Annotated in this window: 18 protein-coding genes and 1 other annotated feature; of the genes, 7 read left to right on the plus strand and 11 right to left on the minus strand. The window is 53.4% G+C overall.

The window, feature by feature from the left end; all coding sequences use genetic code 11:
- Window positions 1–73: 73 nt before the first annotated feature.
- Both ACMYSL_RS21935 and ybaL read left to right on the plus strand, forming a co-directional pair.
- Window positions 74–1,294, plus strand: a complete 1,221-nt coding sequence (locus ACMYSL_RS21935) for an MFS transporter (protein ID WP_181483271.1) — start codon at window positions 74–76, stop codon at window positions 1,292–1,294.
- 233 nt (window positions 1,295–1,527) lie between these two features.
- Entirely contained in the window at window positions 1,528–3,204 is a 1,677-nt protein-coding gene (gene ybaL / locus ACMYSL_RS21940) for a YbaL family putative K(+) efflux transporter (RefSeq protein ID WP_181483272.1), read from the plus strand.
- A gap of 76 nt (window positions 3,205–3,280) precedes the next feature.
- Here ybaL and ACMYSL_RS21945 read toward each other — a convergent pair whose 3' ends face one another.
- The 9 genes from ACMYSL_RS21945 to ACMYSL_RS21985 all read right to left on the minus strand — a co-directional run bounded on the left by ACMYSL_RS21945 (window position 3,281) and on the right by ACMYSL_RS21985 (window position 12,693).
- Complete coding sequence (locus ACMYSL_RS21945; protein ID WP_182236832.1) at window positions 3,281–4,585, minus strand: inosine/guanosine kinase; 1,305 nt, start codon at window positions 4,583–4,585, stop codon at window positions 3,281–3,283.
- Between the two features lie 63 nt (window positions 4,586–4,648).
- Window positions 4,649–5,611 carry a ferrochelatase gene (gene hemH, locus ACMYSL_RS21950; RefSeq protein WP_304256656.1) on the minus strand — a complete coding sequence of 321 codons (963 nt, stop codon included), beginning with the start codon at window positions 5,609–5,611 and terminating at the stop codon, window positions 4,649–4,651.
- 127 nt (window positions 5,612–5,738) lie between these two features.
- Window positions 5,739–6,383 (minus strand): adenylate kinase, encoded by a 645-nt coding sequence (gene adk, locus ACMYSL_RS21955; RefSeq protein ID WP_009653605.1) that lies wholly within the window; start codon window positions 6,381–6,383, stop codon window positions 5,739–5,741.
- 252 nt (window positions 6,384–6,635) lie between these two features.
- Window positions 6,636–8,510 carry a molecular chaperone HtpG gene (gene htpG / locus ACMYSL_RS21960; RefSeq protein ID WP_434659945.1) on the minus strand — a complete coding sequence of 625 codons (1,875 nt, stop codon included), beginning with the start codon at window positions 8,508–8,510 and terminating at the stop codon, window positions 6,636–6,638.
- 111 nt (window positions 8,511–8,621) lie between these two features.
- A complete protein-coding gene (recR, locus tag ACMYSL_RS21965; protein WP_110273691.1) occupies window positions 8,622–9,227 on the minus strand; it encodes a recombination mediator RecR in 606 nt (201 codons plus the stop codon).
- On the minus strand, window positions 9,227–9,559 hold the full coding sequence (locus ACMYSL_RS21970) for a YbaB/EbfC family nucleoid-associated protein (protein WP_110273692.1): 333 nt from the start codon (window positions 9,557–9,559) through the stop codon (window positions 9,227–9,229). The genes recR and ACMYSL_RS21970 overlap by 1 nt, the downstream gene beginning before the upstream one ends.
- A gap of 57 nt (window positions 9,560–9,616) precedes the next feature.
- Window positions 9,617–11,521, minus strand: coding sequence for a DNA polymerase III subunit gamma/tau (gene dnaX, locus ACMYSL_RS21975; protein ID WP_434659946.1), 1,905 nt, complete (start codon window positions 11,519–11,521; stop codon window positions 9,617–9,619).
- Window positions 10,220–10,284 (minus strand) — a sequence feature (DnaX frameshifting element). (Overlaps the previous gene by 65 nt.)
- A 92-nt stretch (window positions 11,522–11,613) precedes the next feature.
- Window positions 11,614–12,165, minus strand: a complete 552-nt coding sequence (gene apt, locus ACMYSL_RS21980) for an adenine phosphoribosyltransferase (RefSeq protein WP_110273694.1) — start codon at window positions 12,163–12,165, stop codon at window positions 11,614–11,616.
- A gap of 150 nt (window positions 12,166–12,315) precedes the next feature.
- Window positions 12,316–12,693, minus strand: coding sequence for a DUF454 family protein (locus tag ACMYSL_RS21985; protein WP_110273695.1), 378 nt, complete (start codon window positions 12,691–12,693; stop codon window positions 12,316–12,318).
- A gap of 69 nt (window positions 12,694–12,762) precedes the next feature.
- Here ACMYSL_RS21985 and priC point away from each other — a divergent pair, with 69 nt between their 5' ends.
- From priC to ACMYSL_RS22000, 3 genes are all read left to right on the plus strand, one after another.
- Window positions 12,763–13,290 (plus strand): primosomal replication protein N'', encoded by a 528-nt coding sequence (priC, locus tag ACMYSL_RS21990; RefSeq protein ID WP_434659947.1) that lies wholly within the window; start codon window positions 12,763–12,765, stop codon window positions 13,288–13,290.
- Window positions 13,291–13,304: 14 nt separating this feature from the next.
- Entirely contained in the window at window positions 13,305–13,478 is a 174-nt protein-coding gene (rsmS, locus tag ACMYSL_RS21995; RefSeq protein ID WP_181483278.1) for a pleiotropic regulatory protein RsmS, read from the plus strand.
- Between the two features lie 65 nt (window positions 13,479–13,543).
- Window positions 13,544–14,455 carry an Rpn family recombination-promoting nuclease/putative transposase gene (locus ACMYSL_RS22000; protein WP_434659948.1) on the plus strand — a complete coding sequence of 304 codons (912 nt, stop codon included), beginning with the start codon at window positions 13,544–13,546 and terminating at the stop codon, window positions 14,453–14,455.
- A gap of 36 nt (window positions 14,456–14,491) precedes the next feature.
- Here ACMYSL_RS22000 and mscK read toward each other — a convergent pair whose 3' ends face one another.
- Together mscK and acrR are read right to left on the minus strand one after the other, a co-directional pair.
- Entirely contained in the window at window positions 14,492–17,836 is a 3,345-nt protein-coding gene (gene mscK / locus ACMYSL_RS22005; protein ID WP_434659949.1) for a mechanosensitive channel MscK, read from the minus strand.
- Between the two features lie 130 nt (window positions 17,837–17,966).
- The gene (acrR, locus tag ACMYSL_RS22010) at window positions 17,967–18,617 is read right to left on the minus strand and encodes a multidrug efflux transporter transcriptional repressor AcrR (RefSeq protein WP_434659950.1); all 651 of its coding nucleotides are present in this window, start codon (window positions 18,615–18,617) and stop codon (window positions 17,967–17,969) included.
- A gap of 142 nt (window positions 18,618–18,759) precedes the next feature.
- Between acrR and acrA the strand changes: the two genes are divergently transcribed.
- On the plus strand, window positions 18,760–19,953 hold the full coding sequence (gene acrA, locus ACMYSL_RS22015; protein WP_182236817.1) for a multidrug efflux RND transporter periplasmic adaptor subunit AcrA: 1,194 nt from the start codon (window positions 18,760–18,762) through the stop codon (window positions 19,951–19,953).
- 22 nt (window positions 19,954–19,975) lie between these two features.
- A complete protein-coding gene (acrB, locus tag ACMYSL_RS22020) occupies window positions 19,976–23,122 on the plus strand; it encodes a multidrug efflux RND transporter permease subunit AcrB (protein ID WP_182236815.1) in 3,147 nt (1,048 codons plus the stop codon).
- Window positions 23,123–23,456: the final 334 nt, after the last annotated feature.

Genomic DNA, 23,456 nt, shown 5'->3' on the forward strand with positions numbered 1-23,456 from the left:
ACCTTAGGGGCAGGTATGTTAGGCAGATAATAATTCCACCTGCATCCTCTATAAAAAACACTTAAGTGAACCTATGGCAATGAATCAGACCGCACAACCCTTATCCGGCCCCGCTGCTGCGCCGCAAAAAGCACGCACCTCGTTTCGCATTCTGGGGGCCATCAGCCTCTCTCATTTGCTAAACGATATGATCCAGTCGCTCATCCTGGCTATCTACCCGCTGCTACAGGCCGAGTTTTCCCTGTCCTTCGTACAGATTGGGATGATCACCCTCACCTTCCAGCTGGCATCGTCACTTTTGCAGCCGGTGGTTGGCTATCTGACCGACAAACACCCGATGCCGTGGTCGCTGCCCATTGGCATGTGCTTTACGCTTTGCGGTCTGGTGCTGCTGGCGATCTCCGGAAGCTTCGGAATGGTTCTGTTGGCCGCTGCGCTAGTGGGTACCGGCTCGTCGGTGTTTCACCCGGAATCTTCTCGCGTTGCGCGAATGGCCTCGGGCGGACGCCATGGCCTGGCGCAGTCAATATTCCAGGTTGGCGGTAATTTTGGTAGCTCGTTAGGGCCGTTACTCGCCGCTCTCATTATTGCCCCGTATGGCAAAGGTAATGTTGGCTGGTTTGTACTGGCTGCGCTGCTGGCCATCGTGGTGCTGGCGCAAATTAGCCGCTGGTATTCCGCCCAGCATCGTATGAACAAAGGTAAACCAAAACCGGTAATTGTTAATCCGTTGCCGAAAAACAAAGTGATTCTTGCAGTTAGCATCCTGTTAATGCTGATTTTCTCGAAATACTTCTATATGGCGAGCATTAGCAGCTATTACACCTTTTATCTGATGCAAAAATTCGGATTATCGGTGCAAAACGCCCAGTTTCACCTGTTCGCCTTCCTTTTTGCTGTAGCCGCCGGGACGGTAATTGGCGGGCCTTTGGGCGATAAAATTGGGCGAAAATATGTTATTTGGGGCTCTATCCTTGGCGTCGCACCGTTTACCCTTGTTTTACCCTACGCCACATTGGAATGGACCGGTATTTTGACGGTGATCATTGGTTTTATCCTCGCATCGGCCTTTTCCGCCATTTTGGTCTACGCACAGGAGCTACTACCGGGCCGTATTGGCATGGTTTCTGGTCTGTTCTTCGGTTTTGCCTTTGGCATGGGCGGACTCGGAGCCGCGGTACTGGGGCTGTTAGCTGACCATACCAGTATCGACCTGGTCTATAAAATCTGTGCTTTCCTGCCTCTTCTCGGCATCCTGACGATATTTCTTCCTAATAACCACCAAAAATCGTGAATATCCGGCAGCCAAAGTGAATCTTTGGCTGCCGCAACCCCTTACCCCATCAGCATCACCCCGCATTATCTTCTGCCATTTTGCTGTCTGTGCTTTTTTGCGGATTAATTCCATTTTTCTGCAAAATTCAACAATTATTCATAAACAAAACCGCTGAAACTGTCATAAACTATTACTCGGTTTTTTGGTTTTTATGCCGAAAATGGATCAGCTCACCACTGCAAGGAGACGGAATGCACCACGCAACACCGCTAATCACCACCATTGTCGGCGGCCTTGTGCTCGCCTTTATTCTCGGCATGATTGCCAATAAGCTACGTATTTCTCCTCTGGTGGGATATTTATTAGCGGGCGTGCTGGCCGGACCTTTTACCCCTGGCTTCGTTGCTGATACCAAGTTGGCGCCTGAACTGGCCGAGCTTGGCGTGATCCTGCTGATGTTCGGCGTGGGTCTGCACTTCTCCTTAAAAGATTTGATGGCGGTAAAGGCCATCGCCATTCCCGGCGCCATCGCCCAGATAGCTGTGGCGACGCTGCTGGGTATGGCGCTCTCGGCAATGCTTGGCTGGTCGCTGATGACCGGCATCGTCTTCGGTTTGTGTCTTTCTACCGCCAGTACCGTGGTGCTGCTGCGCGCGTTGGAAGAACGACAGCTTATTGATAGCCAGCGGGGGCAAATCGCCATCGGCTGGCTGATTGTTGAAGATCTGGTGATGGTGCTGACGCTGGTCCTGCTACCGGCCGTCGCAGGTATGACGGAGAAAGGCGACGTTGGCCTGGCTTCTCTGGCTGTCGATATGGGTATCACCATTGGGAAAGTCGTCGCCTTTATCGCAATTATGATGCTGGTAGGCCGCCGCCTGGTGCCGTGGATTATGTCGCGAAGCGCAGCGACCGGCTCACGCGAGCTGTTTACGCTGTCAGTGCTGGCGCTGGCGCTTGGCATTGCCTTCGGTGCGGTCGAACTGTTTGACGTCTCCTTCGCCCTGGGCGCCTTCTTCGCCGGGATGGTACTCAACGAATCCGAGCTCAGCCACCGCGCGGCCCACGATACGCTACCGCTGCGTGATGCGTTCGCCGTGCTGTTCTTTGTCTCTGTCGGCATGCTCTTTGACCCAATGATCCTGGTAGAGCAGCCGCTGGCGGTACTGGCGACGCTGGCTATTATTATCTTTGGTAAATCGGCCGCGGCCTTCTTCCTGGTGCGGATGTTCGGTCACTCGCCGCGAACCGCCCTGACTATCGCCGCCAGCCTCGCGCAAATCGGGGAGTTCGCCTTTATTCTCGCCGGGCTGGGCATGGCGCTGAATCTGCTACCGCAGGCCGGACAGAATCTGGTGCTTGCCGGGGCGATAATCTCGATTATGCTCAACCCGATTCTGTTTACTCTGCTGGAAAAATACCTCGATAAAACCGAAACGCTGGACGAGCAGACGCTGGAAGAAGTTCTGGAAGAAGAGAAACAGATCCCGGTCGATATTTGCAACCATGCGCTGCTGGTCGGTTTTGGTCGCGTTGGCAGCCTGCTTGGCGAAAAACTGATGGCCCAGGGGATGCCGTTGGTGGTTATCGAAACCTCACGCACTCGCGTAGACGAACTGCGCGCACGCGGCATTCGCGCGGTTTTGGGCAACGCTGCCAATGAAGAAATTATGAATCTGGCGCATCTGGACTGCGCCCGCTGGCTGCTGCTGACCATACCTAACGGCTATGAAGCCGGGGAAATCGTGGCTTCGGCACGCGAGAAGTGCCCAAATATCGAGATCATCGCCCGCGCCCACTATGACGATGAAGTGGAATACATTATTGAACGCGGCGCGAATCAGGTGGTGATGGGCGAGCGTGAAATTGCCCGCGCGATGATAAAACTGCTGGAAACACCGCCAGCAGGTGAACTGGTTACTGGTTAATAGTTTTAGCCCCGGTGAGCAGAGCTTTATCGGGGCTTATTTTTCATCGTCTTTTTTCTGTGTCGCCTGGCGTAAATTAACGCTCCCAGTAGGCCTCTTCCAGGCTATCTTCACGCTCCGGCAGGCCGCGGGTCAGGCGCGGCGAGTGCTGATTCAGCACCTGATAACTCACACGGTTAGCGTATTTGCATACCTGGGCCAGCGATGAATAGGTCAGCCACTTGCACTTGTGCTTACTGGAGTTCGGCACGTTATTACGGTGATAGTTATTGGCGGTAATATCGTGCAGCAGTGCCGCCAGCGCGCCGTCGCCTGCGCCGTTGGTATTCATGATCTTCTCCGGTCCGCCCATATACGGGGCGATGTGCGAGAAAATACGCAGCGGTTTTTCGCAATCCTGGTGGCGCATCGCGCGGCTGAATTCATACTGGTTGAACTCAGCAATGGCCCCAGGCAGTAGTGGATGCTGAGTTTTGCGCTTAGCCTCATCCTCGGTAAAGCTCGCCATATAGAGCCCGGCAGGACCGGCGGTACACAGCACCAGGTCAACCCACTCCAGCGCCTTATCCGAAGCCAATAGCGGATCAGAGATCCCCGTCAGCGCTTGCGCTTCCTCTTCGTTCATCGCCAGAATCGAAACGTGTTCTTTCAGGAACTGCTGCCACCACTCTGGGTTATCGACAATCACATATTTAGTACCTAGCGTCAGGACCACCGGCACGTCATGCTTTTTCGCATATTCGATGGCTTTCATCGTAGCGTCCGGCATCGGCTCGCCCGGTTTGCAGCGCACGAGATAGGAGGTCAGTACCAGCGCGGATGCTCCGGCAATAACGGCTTCCGGGATACTTTCCGGACGCAGCTTATTCATATGGCCGGGACTAATCGCAAAGGTTCGCTCGCCGGAATCGCTAATCAGCGTAAAGCAGCGGCCAATCGCGCCCTCTACGCCTTGCAGGTAGTTCAAATCGGTTCGGCTGGAGGTATTACATAAATAGCGATAGGCGTAGCCACCAATTTCTATATTGCTGCACATGACGCCAAGCAAAACCGAGCGATCATCCGCCAGCACCGAGTAGTTGTGCATGGTGTTACCAATGGTGCCGCCGGCAAACTGATGGGTGATCAGGTCATTGCGTACCAGCTCCTGATACAGCGCCTCAGCAACATCATCTTCAATCACCAGCGAATGACCGGCGCTCAGACCGTAGCGTACGATAAACGACTCATCCACTTTCGCCTCGATATCCACCAGCGTTTGATCGATACCAACCACCCAGGCGACGTTAGACTCATTTTCTGGCTGAATTTGTTGCAGCAGCGGATCGCGAGCGTTGACGGGAAAGTAGTGTTTAGACTTGCGTTTACCGGGAAATTTCATAGTGATGGTTTATGGACAGTGAACAAGCGGGAAATAGTAGCATACTCCCCGCGACAGGCGCGATCAGCGATAGGTTGCTGTCAGGTTAACCATCATTTCGATATGCGCAGAGTCCGCGTTAAGTGCAGGAATATATTCATATTGCTGCCCACCGGCTTCAAGGAAAAATTCCCGGTTCTGTACCGCTATCTCTTCCAGCGTTTCCAGACAATCAGCGGAAAAGCCCGGGCAGATAACCTGAACATGCTTCACGCCCTTCTCACCAAGCATTTTCAACGTTTCATCGGTGTAGGGTGTCAGCCAGGGTTCGCGGCCAAAACGCGACTGAAAAGTCATCATCACGCGGTCCGGAGGGAGCCCCAGAGCCGAAACCAGCTCACGTGTCGTGTCGCGACAGCGTTGCGGATAGCTATCCCCTTCATGGGCATAACGCTGCGGTATTCCATGATAGGAGAGCAGGAGTAAATCCGGTTCGCCATGCACTGCAAACGAAGCGCGAACGCTGGCGGCCAGCGCGTGGATATAATCCACATCGTCGGCATAATCGCGAATAAAAGAGACGCCTGGAATCAACCGCTTTTTAGCAAGAATTCGCGCCAGTTCATCCCACACGGCCGCCACGGTGGAGCAGGAGTACTGCGGATAGAGCGGGAGCACCACAATATGGTCAACGCCCTGCTCCATGAGTTCATCCACTGCGCTTTCCAGCGACGGCGAGCCATAGCTCATCCCCAGCGCAACGGGGGTATCCGGAAGGCGTTCTGCCAGCGCCTGCTGCTGACGACGACTGTAGACCATCAGCGGCGACCCTTCTTCCATCCAGATAGACTGATAGAGTTTGGCAACTCGGGGCGCGCGCAGAGGCAGTATCACACCGCGCAGCAGCGGCCACCACAACAGACGAGAGGTATCCACCACCCGCTTGTCGCTAAGAAATTGTCGCAGATAGCGCTTCACCGCATCGGGCGTGGGCGCATCGGGGGTGCCTAAATTGGCTAATAAGATACCTGTTTTCGTCTGATGCATTACCGCCTCTTAACCATTTGAATCGCTGACAATTGTAGCTGAAATGGCGCTAAACGGAACCAATCATAGAAAAAGGTAATATGAGAGGAGTTCTCATCCCGCAGTTGCAGGATGAGAACGGACTGGATTAACCGAGGATTTTTTCCAGTTCTACGCGAACGTCAGCCACCGCTTTGGTGCCGTCGACTTTCGCGTATTGGGTGTTGCCCGCTTCGGCTTCTTTCTGATAGTAGCCGATCAGCGGAGCCGTCATCTGATGATACTCAACCAGACGCTTACGCACGGTCTCTTCCTGATCGTCTTTACGGGTGGTCAGCTCTTCGCCGGTCACGTCGTCTTTGCCTTCAACTTTCGGCGGATTAAATTTGATGTGGTAAACGCGGCCGGAAGCGGCGTGGACGCGGCGACCGATAATACGGTCAACGATTAGCTCGTCGGGAACGTCAAATTCCAGAACGTAATCAACGGCGATGCCTGCTTCTTTCATGGCGTCAGCCTGCGGAATAGTGCGCGGGAAGCCATCCAGCAGGAAGCCGTTACGGCAATCTTCCTGAGTAATACGCTCTTTGACCAGGGCGATAACCAGTTCGTCGGTCACCAGCTTACCGGCATCCATGATGTCTTTTGCTTGTTTGCCCAGCTCGGAGCCAGATTTCACCGCGGCACGCAGCATGTCGCCGGTGGAGATTTGCGGAATACCGTATTTCTCCATGATGAACTGAGCCTGAGTTCCTTTACCCGCGCCCGGAGCGCCAAGCAGAATAATACGCATTACGAAAATCCCCTCAAAAGTTGATTCAATTCTTCAAAAAGCGCTAAACCATACCACCAGAACGCGGATGGCTCAAGGAAGGTGGGGCGGCTGAAACGGTTAATGGTGAGATATTTTACGTAGAGTGCGGTTGGATGCCCTCACCCCGGCCCTCTCCCACAGGGAGAGGGCGAAAATCAGCTCAGTGCCAGCAAGCCAGCGCCGGGCCAGTCCCCTCTCCCTTCAGGGAGAGGGTTAGGGTGAGGGTAAAGATTACGACGCCAGCAGCTGGTTCATACGGCGGATAAACTGGTTAGGATCTTCCAGCGTCCCGCGCTCGGCCAGCAGCGCCTGATCGAGCAGCAGCTCAACCCACTCGCTGAACTGCGCATCGTCCTGAGTATCGGCCGCGCGTTTCACCAGCGGGTGGACCGGGTTCAGTTCAAAGATATATTTCACTTCCGGCGCAGCCTGGCCCGCAGCGGCAAACAGTTTTGCCATCTGGGTACTCATTTCATCTGCATCAGTCGTAACGATAGCGGGTGTATCGGTCAGACGATGGGTCAGACGGACTTCTTTCACTCGATCGCCCAACAGGGTTTTCGCTCGCTCAACGAACGGCTCCAGCGCCTTCTCGGCTTCTTTGGTGGTTTCATCCACTTCATCCGTCAGCTTATCCAGCGACTCATCAGCTTTCGCGACCGACTGGAACGGCTTACCGTCGAACTCGGTCAGATAGCTCATCATCCACTCATCGATGCGATCGGAAAGCAGCAGAACTTCGATGCCTTTCTTACGCAGCAGCTCCAGATGCGGGCTGCTCTTCGCAGCGGCGTAGCTGTCGGCAGTGATGTAATAAATCTTCTCCTGCCCTTCTTTCATGCGCGATACGTACTCTTCCAGCGACACGGTCTGCGCAGCGGAATCGGTATGCGTGCTGGCGAAGCGCAGAAGTTTGGCGATAGTCTGCAGGTTGGCGTTGTCTTCCGCCGGGCCTTCTTTCAGCGCCAGGCCAAACTGCTGCCAGAAGGTCTGATATTTCTCCGCGTCGTCTTTCGCCAGTTTTTCCAGCATCTGCAGCGCGCGCTTACTCAACGCAGTGCGCAGGTTGCGGGTTACGCTGCTATCCTGGAGGATTTCACGCGATACGTTCAGCGGCAGATCGCTGGAATCCACAAGGCCGCGCACAAAGCGCAGGTAATTCGGCATAAACTGCTCGGCGTCATCCATAATGAAGACGCGCTGCACGTACAGTTTCAAACCATGTTTGTGATCGCGATTCCACATATCCCAGGGCGCCTGCGACGGGATATACAGCAGGCTGGTGTACTCCTGCTTACCTTCTACGCGGTTGTGGCTCCAGGTCAACGGATCGCTGTAGTCATGAGCAATGTGCTTATAGAATTCGTTGTATTCGTCGTCTTTAATTTCCGACTTATTGCGGGTCCACAGCGCCTGAGCTTTGTTAATTTTCTCCCAGGAGATAACGGTTTCGCCATCAACCTCTTCCTGCTTTTCAATCTCAACCGGCAGCGCAATATGATCGGAGTATTTGCTGATGATCGAACGCACGCGCCAGTCGTTGAGGAAATCGTCCTCACCTTCGCGCAGGTGCAGCGTGATCTCCGTTCCGCGATCGGCTTTAGTGATGTCGGCAACCGTATAATCGCCTTCACCAGCAGATTCCCAGAATACGCCGTTTTCGGCGCTATCGCCCGCCGCGCGGGTACGCACGGTGACTTTGTCAGCGACAATAAACGCCGAATAGAAGCCTACGCCGAACTGGCCGATCAGCTGACTGTCTTTCGCCTGATCGGAGCCCATTGATTCAAGGAATGATTTGGTTCCGGATTTCGCAATCGTCCCCAGGTGATCGATAACTTCATCACGGTTCATACCGATTCCGTTATCGGCGATGGTCAGGGTGCGGTTGTCTTTATCAAATGAAACACGCACGCGCAGCTCGCCGTCGCCTTCATACAGATCCGGCTGCGACAGCGCGCGAAAGCGCAGCTTATCGGCCGCATCGGAGGCGTTGGAAATCAGTTCACGCAGGAAAATTTCTTTATTGGAATAAAGAGAATGGATCATCAGGTGCAGAAGCTGTTTTACCTCTGACTGAAAACCACGAGTTTCTTGTCCTTTCATCTAAATCAACCTCAACAATGCCATTGTTAATGGTAAAAAAACCGTTGAGTGTGAGATGGGGACAGAGGAGAGAATTTTCAAGCGGAGGCCCCGAAAAGCGCCTCCGTTTGGTTAAAAACGAATCTTATGCCGTCCGGCGAGGGAGTGGGACAGCGTGGTGCCATCAACCATTTCCAGTTCGCCGCCAACCGGTACGCCATGGGCGATACGGCTCGCTTCTACGTCATACTGCGCGCAGAGCTCGGCGATATAATTGGCAGTGGCTTCCCCCTCGACCGTAGGATTGGTCGCGAGGATCACTTCCTGCATCGATTCGTCACGCAGACGCTGTTCCAGACGATCGAGCCCGATATCATCCGGCCCGATACCATCGAGCGGCGACAGGTGGCCCATCAATACGAAATAACGACCAGAAAATTGCCCGGTCTGCTCAATAGCGTAGATGTCCGCTGGACTCTCCACCACGCAGAGCTGACCATTTTCCTTGCGGCGCGGGTTGCTGCAAATGTTGCACACTTCCTGTTCAGTGAAGGTGCGGCAATCGGCGCAGTGGCCGATTTCCGACATCGCGCGCGTCAGTGCCTGCGCAAGGCGCATCCCGCCGCTGCGGTCACGCTGCAGCAGGGTAAACGCCATACGCTGCGCCGACTTTGGGCCAACGCCCGGCAGGCAGCGCAGCGCTTCCATCAGCTGAGTTAACAGCGGACTGGTTTGCATCAGAACGGCATCTTAAAGCCTGGCGGCAGTTGCATACCGGAAGAAACAGAAGCCATTTTTTCTTTCTGGGTCTCTTCAATGCGGCGAGCAGCATCGTTGAATGCAGCAGCCACCAGATCTTCCAGCATGTCTTTGTCGTCTTCCAGCAGGCTTGGGTCAATTTCAACGCGACGGCAGTTGTGCGCACCGTTGATGGTCACTTTTACCAGGCCAGCACCGGATTCACCGGTCACTTCCAGCTTGGCCACTTCTTCCTGCATCTGCTGCATTTTTTCTTGCATCTGCTGGGCCTGCTTCATCAGGTTACCCAGACCGCCTTTTCCACCAAACATAGGCTTCTCTCTCAGTAAGTCGTCGTTAAGGATGATGATCGCAAGTTTAACTTGCAATCAAATGGGGCGAATACTTTCTTCATCCAGGTCCGCATCAAAGAACCGGCGCAGCGTCTGGATGTTGTTATCCGCAATAATCGCTTCACGCGCCTGCGTGAGCTTTTCTTCATAAATTGCCTGCCGCCACTCAAGCGGCGTACGCATCGCGGGATTATCATCTTCCACGATGGTCAATTCAACCGGCGTACCGTACAAAATACCCAGCGCTTCCGCCAGCTTTTGCTGCGCGCCTGCCGAGTTCAGATGACGCTGGCTCGGACGCAGATGCAGGCAGACGCGGTTGCCGTCCTGCTCTTTCCACGCATTTAGTGCCACCTGCTCCACCAGTTTTGGCACCGCGAGCTGGTTAACTTCCGCCGCCCAGCTATCGCGTTCGACCGCTTCGACTGCCAGCTTCGCCGCCAGTTCCGGGGTTTTTTCGTGCTCCAGTGCTTTTTTCAGCGCTTTCGGCGTTGCAACTTCTTCTTTTACCGTTTCAACAACCATCGTCGATTTCCAACGGTAAGCTTCTTTTTTCGCCGGAGCTTGCTCCAGAGCGGCAGCTGCCGGACGCGCCTGTACGCGCTCGGTAATCGAACTCAGTCGTTCCAGCGCAGCGTTATTCACCGGCCGCGCGCGGGAAGCGGCTGCCGGTTCACTCTTTTTTGGGCTGGGTGCTCCCTGGCTACGCTGAAGCTGACTGCGGGCTGCCAGCACCTGGCTGGTGGTCTGCGGCAGATTCTGCGGTGGCTGCTGAGCAGATACCGGGGCGGCCTGCTGTACAGGTGCGACCGGGATACTCTGCGTCGGAGGGGCTTCCGGTTCCGGCAACGGCATGCGCGGATGGAATGCCAGCGCCCGCAGAAGCGTCATTTCAACACCCATGCGTCTGTCCGGCGCGAACGGTAGCTCTTTGCGGCCAATCAACAACGTCTGATAGTAAAGCTGTACGTCGGTTGGCGGCACGGTTCGTGCCAGCTCGCGCATCCGCAGCTCTACGGCAGCCATATCCGCGCCGAGCGCCGACGGCGAGAGCTGAACCATTGCAATACGGTGCAGCAAACTTTGCATCTCGACCAACAGGGCTTCCCACTCCACGCCGCGAGCAGCCGCCTCATTGACGCCTGCCATCACGCGTTCGCCGTCAGCAGCCACTAGCGCTTCAATTAGCGAGAGCGCCTGATCGTCGTCAAGAGTGCCAAGCATGGTGCTGACAGATTCTGCGGTCAGGTGGCCATCGCCGCTGGCAATAGCCTGATCCGTCAGGCTCAACGCATCGCGCAGGCTTCCATCAGCCGCGCGCGCGAGCAGTTGCAGCGCCCGAGGCTCAAAAGCAATCTGTTCTTCACCGAGAATATGCTCTAACTGATGACGGATCTGTTCAACATCCAGCGCCTTGAGATGAAACTGCAGGCAGCGGGAAAGAATAGTGACCGGCAGCTTTTGCGGATCGGTCGTTGCTAGCAGGAATTTAACGTGCGCAGGTGGCTCCTCTAGCGTTTTTAGCAACGCGTTGAAGCTGTGGCGCGACAGCATGTGGACTTCATCGATCAGATAGACCTTGAAGCGACCACGGGCCGGTGCGTACTGGACGTTATCCAGCAAATCGCGGGTATCTTCGACTTTCGTGCGCGAGGCGGCATCGATCTCGATCAGATCGACAAAACGCCCTTGTTCTATTTCTCGGCAGTTATCGCAGACGCCACAAGGCGTGGCGGTAACGCCGGTTTCACAGTTTAACCCTTTCGCCAATAAGCGAGCGATGGAGGTTTTACCCACCCCGCGGGTACCGGAAAAGAGATATGCGTGATGAATGCGCCCTAACGATAAGCCGTTCGCCAGTGCGGTCAGCACATGTTCCTGGCCGACGACGTCAGCAAAGGTTTGTGGGCGCCATTTACGGGCTAAGACCTGATAACTCATGGGCTGGCTCTGAAACGCTGGAAGGTGAAATCACGAGGGGGCCATGCTATCACAGCCCCGCCCAATCAGCGAGGCTATGTGTCGGGAAATGCTTAGTGGCCCGGGAAGGGAACCAGGCTGTAGCTGTTGATTCCCAACTTCTCCAGGCGCTGTTCGCCGCCCAGATCAAACAGATTGATAATAAAGGCTGCATCATGTACTTCACCGCCCAGACGACGGATCAGCTTCACGGTCGCATCGATGGTGCCGCCGGTCGCCAGCAGGTCGTCAACCACCAGTACCTTGTCGCCTTCTTTAATGGCATCAACATGGATTTCCAGCTGATCGGTACCGTATTCGAGCTCGTAGCTCTCCGCGATGGTTTCACGCGGCAACTTACGCGGCTTGCGCACTGGAACAAAGCCTACGCCCAGCGCCAGCGCAACCGGTGCGCCAAACAGGAAACCACGCGCTTCGGTGCCCACCACTTTGGTAATACCCGCGTCTTTGTAGCGCTCTGCCAGCAGTTCAATGCTAAGCGCGTAGGCTTTTGGGTCTTCCAGCAAACTGGTGACATCACGGAAAAGGATACCAGGCTTCGGGTAGTCCTGGATGCTTTGGATGCTGTTCTTCAGATATTCAAGCTGCTGTGCAGTTGCGGTCATAAGTTTATGCCTGATTAAAACGGTGTTACTCACGGGCATGACAAACGGGCCAAAGAAACATTTGTTTAACCTTTGACCAGTCGTACCCGCGCTCGAAAACGCCAGAATTTACTGTCTGTCAGCGACAATTGCAACCATCATTATTGCGCATCAGTGCTTTTGTTGCTTTGCATCAACCACCGGAATGCGCCACATAAATATCAGCAGACAAGTGAGAATCACCAGCAGCAAGATGCGCACCCACGTAAGATTAACCAGCCACAAGGAAATGGCAAAGGTTAGCAAAATCATCACCACCGCCCGAGGTTTAGCGCCAGGAGGCATAGCGCGGTATTTCTGCCAATGGCGCAGGTAACCACCAAACCACGAACGATACAGCAGCCAGTGGTGAAAGCGCGGCGACGAGCGGGCAAAACACCAGGCCGCAAGCAGGATAAACGGCGTCGTTGGCAATAAGGGTAAAAACACGCCCAGCGTTCCTAATGCTACCGCCAGCCAGCCAATGATGATTAAAATAATACGTGGCATAATGCGAATCGTTATCAAAAAGATAACGCTAATGTAGCACAGTTGTTTATCTGGGTAGGGAGGAGTTATTTGAAAACGGCCCGGCTTTTACACTCGCTGGAAAATCAACTGGCAGCGCTGGCAACGCAAGTTGCGCCACTGGCGGATCACGCGACGCTCAGCCCACGCTTCGATCGCCAACTGTTCCGCACCCGCAGCACGCAAATGCAGGCTTATCTGGATGAAGCCAATGAATGCTTCGCCGAGCTACAGCAGGCAGTCGAACGCCAGCAACTGCCGCAGGTCACCTGGTTGGCGGAACGTCTCGTTGCCCAGATCGCCGCTATCAGCCGGGAAACGGCAACCTGGTCGCTACGCAACTGGGATAGCGCTTCGCCCACTCTAAACCGCTGGCAGCGCCGACGTCTGCAGCATCAGGAATACGAACGCAGGCTGCTGGCGATGAGAAACGATCGCCAGCGTCAGCTCGCGCAAGCCACAACCCTGGATGAACAGCAACGGTTGGCAAAAGAAGTGGACGCCTATGCCGGTCGTCTGGCCCGCTGTCGTGACGCGCTGGAGAAAATCGAAAACGTACTGGCACGCTTAACCCGCTAAGTGGAGGAAGAAATATGTCGCTGGAAAACGCATCAGACGAGGTCAAGCTAGCCGTCGATTTAATTATGTTGCTAGAAGAGAATAAGGTCCCCGCACAAACCGTGCTAGCTGCGCTGGAGATTATTCGTCGTGACTATGAAAACAAAGTAAAAAGTGCGGAAGAAGCCTCGCAAAACGCGCAAGAGTAGTCTGTAGTCGCATCGTTGCAGGTGGCAGAGTCATCGCCTGCCCCTTACAACGATGGATGATACTCATGGAACGATTCTCACACACGCCGCACGATGCTATTTTTCGCCAGATGTTGACCCAGAAAGAGGTCGCGCGCGATTTCTTACAACTCTATCTTCCGGCACAGTTTTTACGTATTTGCGATCTGGATACGCTACAGCTGGCTTGCGGAAGCTTTATTGAAGAAGACCTGCGAGCCAGCTACTCCGATATCCTCTACTCCCTGCAAACTCAGCATGGCGCTGGATATATTTATGCGCTCATTGAGCATCAAAGTTCACCCGACAAACTTATGGCCTTTCGCTTGATGCGCTATGCGCTTGCCGCCATGCAGCGCCACCTCGATGCAGGCCACGGTACGCTACCGCTGGTGGTGCCGATTCTGTTTTATCACGGCTCCGTTAGTCCCTGGCCGCACACGCTCAACTGGCATCATCTTTTTGACGACCCCGAACTTGCCAGTGCGCTTTACAGCGGCGATTTTCCGCTGGTGGACCTGACCGTTATGCCAGATAATCAAATCGTCCGTCACCAGCGCATGGCGATGCTGGAGCTGCTGCAAAAACATATCCGCCAGCGCGATCTGGCCGAGCTTCAGCCGATGTTAATTACGCTGCTGGCGCAGGGATATCTGACGGAAACGCAGATTAATACCCTAATCAGCTATATGCTGCAGGCGGGTATTACGGAAAAACCCAGGCTGCTTATTCGCGAGCTGGCGAAGCAGTCGCCCAGGCACAAGGAGCTACTGATGACGATTGCCGAATGGCTGGAAGAGAAAGGTCGTAAAAAAGGCAGAAAAGAAGGTTTACTGGAAGGCCGCCAGGAACTCTCGCGCAGCATTGCCCTGAAAATGCTCGCCAGCGGGCTGGATGCCGCGATGATAATGGAAATGACCGGACTGAGTCAGGAAGAACTCTCCTCTCTCGCCCCTTAAAATTAAGAGGGCGGCAGGCTTGCCGCCCCAGTAACCTTAACCTATCGCCGGAGCCGCATCGCCCCCACTTGCATCACGCTTCACCTCAGTGATTTCATCGCCTTTTTCATTACGCAGATGAACTTCCAGCTGATTAAAGGCGATATTGATATCATTCTCCCGACACAAGCGATCGATAGCACGGTTTAATTCATCTACCGCGTAGCTACGATCACGCAGTTCGCGCACGTACAGGCGCAGTTCGTGATCGAGCGTACTGGCACCAAAGGTAGTAAAGAAGACCGACGGCGCGGGCTCTTGCATCACTTTAGGATGCTCGTGCGCAGCCTGTAGCAGAACTTCTTTCACCTTATCCAGATCGGAACCATAGGCCACGCCAAGACGGATCACGACGCGGGTCACGGTGTCGGAAAGCGACCAGTTAATCAAACGCTCCGTAACGAATGCCTTATTCGGGATGATCACTTCTTTGCGGTCAAAGTCAGTGATCGTCGTGGCGCGGATGCGGATCTTACTGACGGTGCCGGAGAACGTACCGATGGTCACCGTATCGCCAATACGTACCGGGCGTTCGAACAAGATAATCAGACCGGAGACAAAGTTACCGAATATTTCCTGCAGGCCGAAGCCCAAACCAACCGACAGCGCTGCTGCCAACCACTGCAGCTTATCCCACGAAACGCCCAACGAACCAAAGACCGTCATCGCGCCAATAACAATAATGGCGTAGTTCAGGATCGTGGTAATCGCATATGACGCCCCCTGACGCATATTCAACCGGGAGAGCACCAGGACTTCCAGTAGCCCTGGTAGGTTGCGAATTAACGCCCAGGCCACCATGGATGCCACAATCGCAAACAGCAAGCTGCCCATGGTGACGCTTTTTATGACACTGACCCCGGCCTCTGTACCGTTGTAGTGCCAAAGCGTAATACTGTCGAGATAAGCAAAAACGGTGATCAGATCCGACCAAATAGCCCAGAACAGCACGCCAAACAACGCGATCATTACCAACATCGTAATACGCAGCGTCTGCTGGTTCACCTGCTCCAGTGCGATCGTCGGTTCCTCCTGTGGCTCAGCGCCTTCGGCCCCTTCTTTAACCAGGTGCTGACGGCGCGCCAGCGCCCGACGCCAGGCGATGCGTCGGGCAGCTACGCTCAAACCGCGCAGCACGGTCTGATACAGTAGATTCCACAACATCACCAGATAAACGGTTTCAATCCAGCGACCCGCAAGACGCAGCGTGGTGTAGAAGTAGCCCGTTGCCGTCAGAATCATCAACGCAATCGGCACAATCGACAGTACGGTCACGGTGATTAGACGCAGGCCGTGGGACTCTTTATCTCGCCAGCTTTCACGAAATATTGGCCAGACGAGCACAGCTATCAGCAGCAGGTTGAGGAAAATAACAAACTGCCCCAGCACATCGTCCATCAAATGCAGTGGCGACAGTTCCGACATCACCGACCAGAAATTCAGCGGCAGTAGCGCAAGGCTGACGCGCACAATTTGCCGCCGCCAGTGGCTGGTCAACTGTGACGGCATATTAAAGTGGCTCACCGCCACGCCGTCTTTTTCCAGCACCTTCCAGCACAAGCCAAATACCAGCCAGAATATCGCCAGCTTTTTGCTATAGGCCCACAGCAAATCGCTGATATTCAGCTGCATCGTTAGCAGAATCAGACCAATGGCCAGAATCAGCAACACCACCGGTAGCGCTCGAATCAGATCGATGAGAATCGCTTTCGGCGTATGAAGCTGAGTGTCATTGCGTAATTGTCCCACCTGCGATGCCAGCTTCGCCTGATACGCTTTAAGCCATTTCAGACGCCAGCGAATCAGCCCGGCAATCAGCAATAGCGGCAAACCGGCGAGAAATGCAATAAATACCGCAGGCCAGGCCTTTTCCCAGTTTACGGTGATTTTCATCGCCTTAAACTGACCTTGCAGCGCTTCCGGGAAGGCTTTAATCCATTCCCAATCCATCGGACGGTTACTATTTACCCAGAAAATCTGCTGCGTCAGGATGGCTTTGAGGTTGGTCGAGACGCTCATTAACTGCTGCTGGTTGATTTGCAGGTTAATCGCCATCATCAACTGATTGCCAAGCTGTTTATTAAACTGATCGAGCAGCTCCCGGCGCATATCAATCAGCTCCAGCAGAGCATCATGCACTTCGGGGTTAACATCGCTGCTGTGCCCTTCTTCCAGCTTCGCAACGTAAGCATCACTCTGGAACAATGCGTCTCGCTGCTGGTTAACCTCAAACTGCTCAAGGCGCAGGTCAGCGATGCGGTTAGTCATATCGCTCAGTTCATCCGCCGAGGGCAGCGTCTGTTGTTGCTGGTAAAGAATGCGCGACAGTAGCAGGCTGCCTTTCAGCACCGAGATCTGCTCTTTAATATCGCGTTCAGACTGTAAAGCGCGATCGAGCCAGGTCTTTACCTTGATATTACGCTGGACCAGCTGATTGCCGTTTTCCGTTGCTGAAATAAGTTTTTCACTAAGCTGATGGTTAATATCCAGCTCTTGTTTCACCAGCGGGTTAGTCTGAATCTTTGCTGCTTCATCTGGAGAAACCGCCTCCTGAGCAGTCTTCTCAGTGAGCGTTAAACGCTTACTGTTAACGGCTTCTTGCAATAACTGAAGCTGATGCTGTAAACGGTTACTATTGGCGGTAACATAATCACGCTGCTTTTGCAGGGTATCCTGCAGCACCGTGTTGCCTTCCAGACTTTTGCGCTGCTGATCGATCTGCGCGTTCAGTAAAGCCTGCTGTACCAGCAGCAAATTCTGCTGAGTAGGGCGCAACGCTTCATCACCGGTCGAAGTGCCATTTAGGCGATTACGGATTTGCTGGAGCTGCTGAGAAGCAGAATACATCGCATTTTGCACGCGCTCCGGCTGCGTCTGCAGGGAGACTAACTGGCTGTTATAAGTTGCCAGATCGTTCTGTGCATTTTGTAGATCGTCCAGCGTCTGAGAAACCCGCGATTCCAGCTGACGCAGTGACAATGAACTCAACGTTTTTCGCGTCGCCTCATCATCAGTAACATCGCTCAATGCGTTCAGGCTATCGATTGCCTGATTCATTTTCGCAGGAGCCTGAGCGACCTGCTGACGCAGTTGGGCCGTTTCCGACTTTATGCGTTCAATTTTATCGAGAGTTTCCAGTGTCTGAGTCAGGTCCTGCTGAACCAGCTTATCCTGCGGGGTCAGATCTTTTTGCTTACTCAGCGTGTTGAGTTGGCTTTGGACTTCAGCACGTTCAGGTAAATCAGCCGCTAGCGCCTGGTTGACGCTGATACAGCCGACGAAAAAAATCAGGGTAAAAATAAAAGCGGATATGGCATTTCGCCAACGGATAGTATGCAGCATAGTGTTAACATGAGTGGTTGCAAAAGCCGGAGAATACCGGGGATCGTCGCAGCGCGAAGAATAGCACTTATGACATCGCGCGAATAGCGGCGAAAAGCAGGAAATATTGGCTATTTCTCTGCTGACGCGCTTAAGCCTCGATTCCTTCTGGAGCCCGTAGAGAAGGGCAGAATTGATACATTTCGAGCAGCGTCGCGACGTACTCTCGCGCATCTTTTTGCAGATCGAAGGCACTCGGTGCCAGCAGCCAGTTTTCCATCAGGCCCGAAAGATAGCTACGCATTAAAATGGCCGCCCGACGAGTAAGCAAATTGGCAGGCAGCATTTTCGCTGCAATGCAGTCTTGCAACGTTTGTTCGATACGATCGTAGCTCTCCAGACAAATGCTACGCTGTGCTTGTTGAAGCGTGACCATTTCACCTACGAATTCACATTTATGGAAGATGATCTCCATCATCAACCGCCTGCGTTTGTCTGTCACTGTTGCTTCAAGAACATAGACTAAGATCTCACGCACAACTGACAGTGGATCGTTAGGGAATTTTGCCCGATACTCAACTTCGAGGTCACTAATACTGGCTTCAGAAAGTACCCATATTTCATTAAATAAATCTGATTTATTTTTGAAATGCCAGTAGATAGCCCCTCTCGTCACGCCAGCGGCTTTTGCAATTGCTGCCAACGAGGTGGATGATACGCCTTGCTGCGAAAACAAACGCAGAGCAACATCCAGAATATGTTGCCGGGTCTCAAGCGCCTGTTGTTTGGTTTTTCGTGCCATAGGTCGATGAGTTTACAGAGGTTACGTTTACATACATTTGTGAATGTATGTACCATAGCATGACCATAATAGAAACACAGCAGTGGGTTTGTGGTCGATTGAGCCACTGAACAATTTGAAATTGGACACTCGAGGTTTACATATGAACAAAAACAGAGGGTTAACGCCTCTGGCGGTCGTTCTGATGCTCTCAGGCAGCTTAGCGCTAACAGGATGTGACGACAAACCGGCTCAGCAAGGGGCCCAACAAATGCCGGAAGTCGGTATTGTGACGCTCAAATCCGCTCCGCTACAAATCACAACTGAACTGCCAGGTCGCACCAGCGCTTATCGCGTTGCGGAAGTTCGCCCTCAGGTCAGTGGCATTATTCTGAAACGTAACTTCACTGAAGGTAGCGATATTCAGGCTGGCGTGTCTCTTTATCAAATTGATCCGGCGACCTATCAGGCCACCTATGAAAGCGCAAAGGGCGATTTAGCAAAAGCGCAAGCCGCGGCAAATATGGACCAGTTGACGGTAAAACGTTATCAAAAACTGTTAGGCACTAAGTACATTAGCCAACAGGATTACGATACTGCCGTTGCAACCGCTCAGCAGAGTAATGCTGCAGTGGTCGCCGCCAAAGCTGCTGTAGAAACTGCACGCATCAATCTGGCATACACCAAAGTCACCTCTCCTATCAGCGGTCGCATTGGTAAATCCGCTGTAACCGAAGGCGCCCTGGTGCAAAACGGCCAAACCACCGCGCTGGCTACCGTGCAGCAGCTTGATCCTATTTATGTCGACGTGACTCAATCAAGCAATGATTTTCTGCGTTTAAAACAAGAGTTAGCCAACGGCAAACTGCAGCAGGAAAACGGTAAAGCGAAGGTTGAGCTGGTCACTAACGACGGTCTGAAATACCCGCAGGGCGGTACGCTGGAGTTTTCCGACGTCACCGTTGACCAGACTACCGGCTCTATCACGCTGCGCGCTATCTTCCCCAACCCGGATCACACTCTGCTACCTGGAATGTTCGTCCGTGCACGTCTGGAAGAAGGTGTAAATCCTGATGCTATGCTGGTTCCTCAGCAGGGCGTAACTCGTACGCCACGCGGTGATGCGAGCGCCATGGTTGTTGGCGAAGGCGATAAAGTCGAAGTCCGTCAGATTACCGCGACTCAGGCAATTGGCGACAAATGGCTGGTCACTGAAGGTTTGAAAACGGGCGATCGCGTGATCATCACTGGTCTGCAAAAAATCAAACCAGGCGTACAGGTAAAAGCGCAGGAAGTCGTTTCTGACGATAAACAGCAAGCCGCAGGCAATGCTCAGTCAGAACAACCCAAGTCTTAACTTAAACAGGAGCCGTTAAGACATGCCTAATTTCTTTATCGATCGCCCCATATTTGCATGGGTGATCGCCATTATTATCATGCTGGCTGGGGGACTTTCGATCCTCAAGTTGCCGATAGCGCAATATCCAACGATTGCGCCACCGGCAATTTCCATCACAGCCATGTACCCCGGTGCTGATGCGGAAACCGTGCAGAACACCGTAACCCAGGTTATCGAACAGAACATGAACGGTATCGATCACCTGATGTACATGTCTTCAAATGGCGACTCCACCGGTACAGCGACGATTACCCTCACCTTCGAATCCGGTACCGATCCGGATATCGCCCAGGTACAGGTTCAGAATAAGCTAGCGCTTGCAACGCCGTTGTTGCCGCAGGAAGTACAGCAACAGGGTATTAGCGTTGAAAAGGCATCCAGCAGCTTCCTGATGGTTGTCGGCGTTATCAATACTGATGGCACCATGAATCAGGATGACATTTCTGACTATGTTGCCGCCAACATGAAGGATACGATTAGTCGTACCAGCGGCGTAGGTGACGTGCAGCTGTTTGGTTCCCAATATGCCATGCGTATCTGGATGGACCCGAACAAACTGAACAACTTCCAGCTAACGCCGGTTGACGTTATTAGCGCCCTGAAAGCACAGAACGCCCAGGTTGCAGCGGGTCAGTTAGGCGGTACGCCACCGGTGAAAGGCCAGCAGTTGAACGCTTCTATCGTGGCGCAGACTCGTCTGACCAACACCGAAGAGTTCGGCAACATTCTGCTGAAAGTCAACCCGGATGGCTCTCAGGTTCGTCTGCGCGATGTTGCGAAGATCGAGCTGGGTGGTGAAAACTACGATGTCATCGCGAAGTTTAACGGCCAGCCGGCATCCGGCCTGGGGATAAAACTGGCGACCGGTGCGAACGCCCTCGATACCGCTAACGCCATTCGTGCTGAGCTGGTGAAGATGGAGCCGTTCTTCCCTTCCGGCATGAAGATTGTTTATCCGTATGACACCACTCCATTCGTGCAGATCTCTATTCACGAAGTGGTGAAAACGCTGGTTGAAGCAATCATTCTGGTGTTCCTGGTCATGTATCTGTTCCTGCAGAACTTCCGTGCGACGCTGATCCCAACTATCGCCGTACCGGTCGTCTTGCTGGGGACGTTTGCTATCCTCGCTCTGTTCGGTTTCTCGATAAACACCCTCACCATGTTTGGTATGGTGCTCGCCATCGGTCTACTCGTGGATGACGCCATCGTGGTGGTGGAAAACGTCGAGCGTGTTATGGCTGAGGAAGGGCTACCGCCGAAGGAGGCAACGCGTAAATCAATGGGCCAGATTCAGGGCGCACTGGTGGGTATCGCGATGGTGCTTTCGGCAGTGTTTATCCCGATGGCCTTCTTCGGCGGCTCTACTGGTGCGATTTATCGTCAGTTCTCTATCACTATCGTTTCGGCCATGGCGCTGTCGGTACTGGTAGCGCTGATCCTGACCCCGGCGCTTTGCGCCACGATGCTAAAACCCGTCGCGAAAGGCAGCCATGGTGCAACCACCGGCTTCTTTGGCTGGTTTAACCGCATGTTTGATAAGAGCACACATCATTACACCGATAGCGTAGGCAACATTCTGCGCAGTACCGGTCGTTATCTGGTGCTGTATCTGATCATCGTAGTGGGAATGGCCTGGCTGTTCGTGCGTCTGCCAAGTTCCTTCCTGCCAGACGAAGATCAGGGTGTGTTCCTCAGCATGGCACAGCTCCCGGCTGGTGCAACGCAGGAACGTACGCAGAAAGTTCTTGATGAGATGACCGACTACTATCTCACTCATGAGAAGAACAACGTTGAATCAGTATTCGCCGTTAACGGCTTTGGCTTCGCGGGCCGCGGACAAAACACCGGTATCGCGTTCGTCTCACTGAAAGACTGGAGCCAGCGTCCTGGCGAAGAGAACAAAGTTGAAGCGATCACCGGCCGTGCAATGGGCTACTTCTCGCAGATTAAAGACGCCATGGTCTTCGCCTTTAACCTGCCAGCCATTGTCGAACTGGGTACCGCTACCGGCTTTGACTTCCAGCTGATCGATCAGGGTGGATTGGGTCACGAAAAACTCACTCAGGCGCGTAACCAGCTCTTTGGCATGATTGCGCAGCATCCTGATGTATTAAGTGGCGTTCGTCCAAACGGCCTGGAAGATACACCGCAGTTTAAAGTCGATATCGATCAGGAAAAAGCGCAGGCTCTCGGCGTTTCGATTAGCGACATCAACACCACATTGGGTTCCGCCTGGGGTGGTAGCTATGTCAACGACTTTATCGACCGTGGTCGCGTCAAGAAAGTCTATATCATGTCCGAAGCCAAATACCGTATGCTGCCGGAAGATATCGGCAACTGGTACGTGCGCGGTAGCGATGGACAGATGGTGCCGTTCTCCGCCTTCTCCACTTCACGCTGGGAATATGGCTCTCCACGTCTGGAACGCTATAACGGTCTGCCATCAATGGAAATCCTCGGTCAAGCAACGCCTGGTAAGAGTACCGGTGAAGCGATGAACCTGATGGAGGAGCTGGCGGGCAAACTGCCTTCTGGTATTGGCTACGACTGGACCGGTATGTCCTATCAGGAACGGTTGTCCGGCAACCAGGCACCTGCGCTCTACGCGATCTCGCTGATTGTCGTATTCCTGTGCCTGGCGGCATTGTATGAGAGCTGGTCAATTCCGTTCTCGGTCATGCTGGTCGTTCCGCTCGGGGTTGTTGGTGCACTGCTGGCGGCAACTTTCCGCGGGCTGACTAATGACGTCTACTTCCAGGTTGGTCTGCTAACAACCATTGGTCTGTCGGCGAAGAACGCGATTCTTATCGTTGAATTCGCCAAAGACCTAATGGATAAAGAAGGTAAAGGCCTGATTGAAGCGACGCTCGAAGCGGTACGTATGCGTCTGCGTCCGATCCTGATGACCTCACTGGCATTTATCCTGGGGGTAATGCCGCTGGTTATTAGCTCTGGGGCAGGCTCCGGTGCACAGAACGCCGTAGGTACTGGCGTAATGGGCGGGATGGTGACCGCGACGGTTCTGGCTATTTTCTTTGTACCAGTATTCTTCGTGGTGGTTCGCCGCCGTTTTAGCAAGAGAAATGAAGATATTGAGCACAGCCATACGGTTGAGCATCACTAATCTCCCCTCTAAGGGCCGCATTTGCGGCCCTTTCCTTTTCTATCTATATTAAGCGCACTCATTGTCATTGTTTATTTTGTAGCCTGTTATATAATATTTAATGATGAGTTCTGCCATATATCTCTGTTTTTTTCATCCACTGATTTGTCGCCCCGACCTAACTCAGAATATTCTCAATCACTGACATTGTGTATGGTTGTCCGACAACAACCACTAAAATACTCAGCTAACCCGATGAAATATAAGGTTTGCTTTCATTTTTTCCGTTGAAACTAATGTTGCTATATAATAAAGCGCACAGTGTTTAAGATAAATTAACCGTGATAATTGTAAT

Source organism: Klebsiella sp. MISC125, assembly GCF_051131775.1.
GTDB lineage: Bacteria > Pseudomonadota > Gammaproteobacteria > Enterobacterales > Enterobacteriaceae > Klebsiella.

What these genes read in the sequence shown, in the direction of transcription:
- acrB (WP_182236815.1), top strand. Translation starts at nt 19,976, where the DNA reads ATGCCTAATTTCTTTATCGATCGCCCCATATTTGCATGGGTGATCGCC.
- adk (WP_009653605.1), bottom strand. Translation starts at nt 6,383, where the DNA reads ATGCGTATTATTCTGCTTGGCGCTCCGGGCGCGGGTAAAGGAACTCAG.
- ACMYSL_RS22000 (WP_434659948.1), top strand. Translation starts at nt 13,544, where the DNA reads ATGGAACGATTCTCACACACGCCGCACGATGCTATTTTTCGCCAGATG.
- mscK (WP_434659949.1), bottom strand. Translation starts at nt 17,836, where the DNA reads ATGCTGCATACTATCCGTTGGCGAAATGCCATATCCGCTTTTATTTTT.
- htpG (WP_434659945.1), bottom strand. Translation starts at nt 8,510, where the DNA reads ATGAAAGGACAAGAAACTCGTGGTTTTCAGTCAGAGGTAAAACAGCTT.
- rsmS (WP_181483278.1), top strand. Translation starts at nt 13,305, where the DNA reads ATGTCGCTGGAAAACGCATCAGACGAGGTCAAGCTAGCCGTCGATTTA.
- recR (WP_110273691.1), bottom strand. Translation starts at nt 9,227, where the DNA reads ATGCAAACCAGTCCGCTGTTAACTCAGCTGATGGAAGCGCTGCGCTGC.
- ACMYSL_RS21970 (WP_110273692.1), bottom strand. Translation starts at nt 9,559, where the DNA reads ATGTTTGGTGGAAAAGGCGGTCTGGGTAACCTGATGAAGCAGGCCCAG.
- hemH (WP_304256656.1), bottom strand. Translation starts at nt 5,611, where the DNA reads ATGCATCAGACGAAAACAGGTATCTTATTAGCCAATTTAGGCACCCCC.
- ACMYSL_RS21945 (WP_182236832.1), bottom strand. Translation starts at nt 4,585, where the DNA reads ATGAAATTTCCCGGTAAACGCAAGTCTAAACACTACTTTCCCGTCAAC.
- acrR (WP_434659950.1), bottom strand. Translation starts at nt 18,617, where the DNA reads ATGGCACGAAAAACCAAACAACAGGCGCTTGAGACCCGGCAACATATT.
- ACMYSL_RS21985 (WP_110273695.1), bottom strand. Translation starts at nt 12,693, where the DNA reads ATGCCACGTATTATTTTAATCATCATTGGCTGGCTGGCGGTAGCATTA.
- dnaX (WP_434659946.1), bottom strand. Translation starts at nt 11,521, where the DNA reads ATGAGTTATCAGGTCTTAGCCCGTAAATGGCGCCCACAAACCTTTGCT.
- apt (WP_110273694.1), bottom strand. Translation starts at nt 12,165, where the DNA reads ATGACCGCAACTGCACAGCAGCTTGAATATCTGAAGAACAGCATCCAA.
- ACMYSL_RS21935 (WP_181483271.1), top strand. Translation starts at nt 74, where the DNA reads ATGGCAATGAATCAGACCGCACAACCCTTATCCGGCCCCGCTGCTGCG.
- ybaL (WP_181483272.1), top strand. Translation starts at nt 1,528, where the DNA reads ATGCACCACGCAACACCGCTAATCACCACCATTGTCGGCGGCCTTGTG.
- acrA (WP_182236817.1), top strand. Translation starts at nt 18,760, where the DNA reads ATGAACAAAAACAGAGGGTTAACGCCTCTGGCGGTCGTTCTGATGCTC.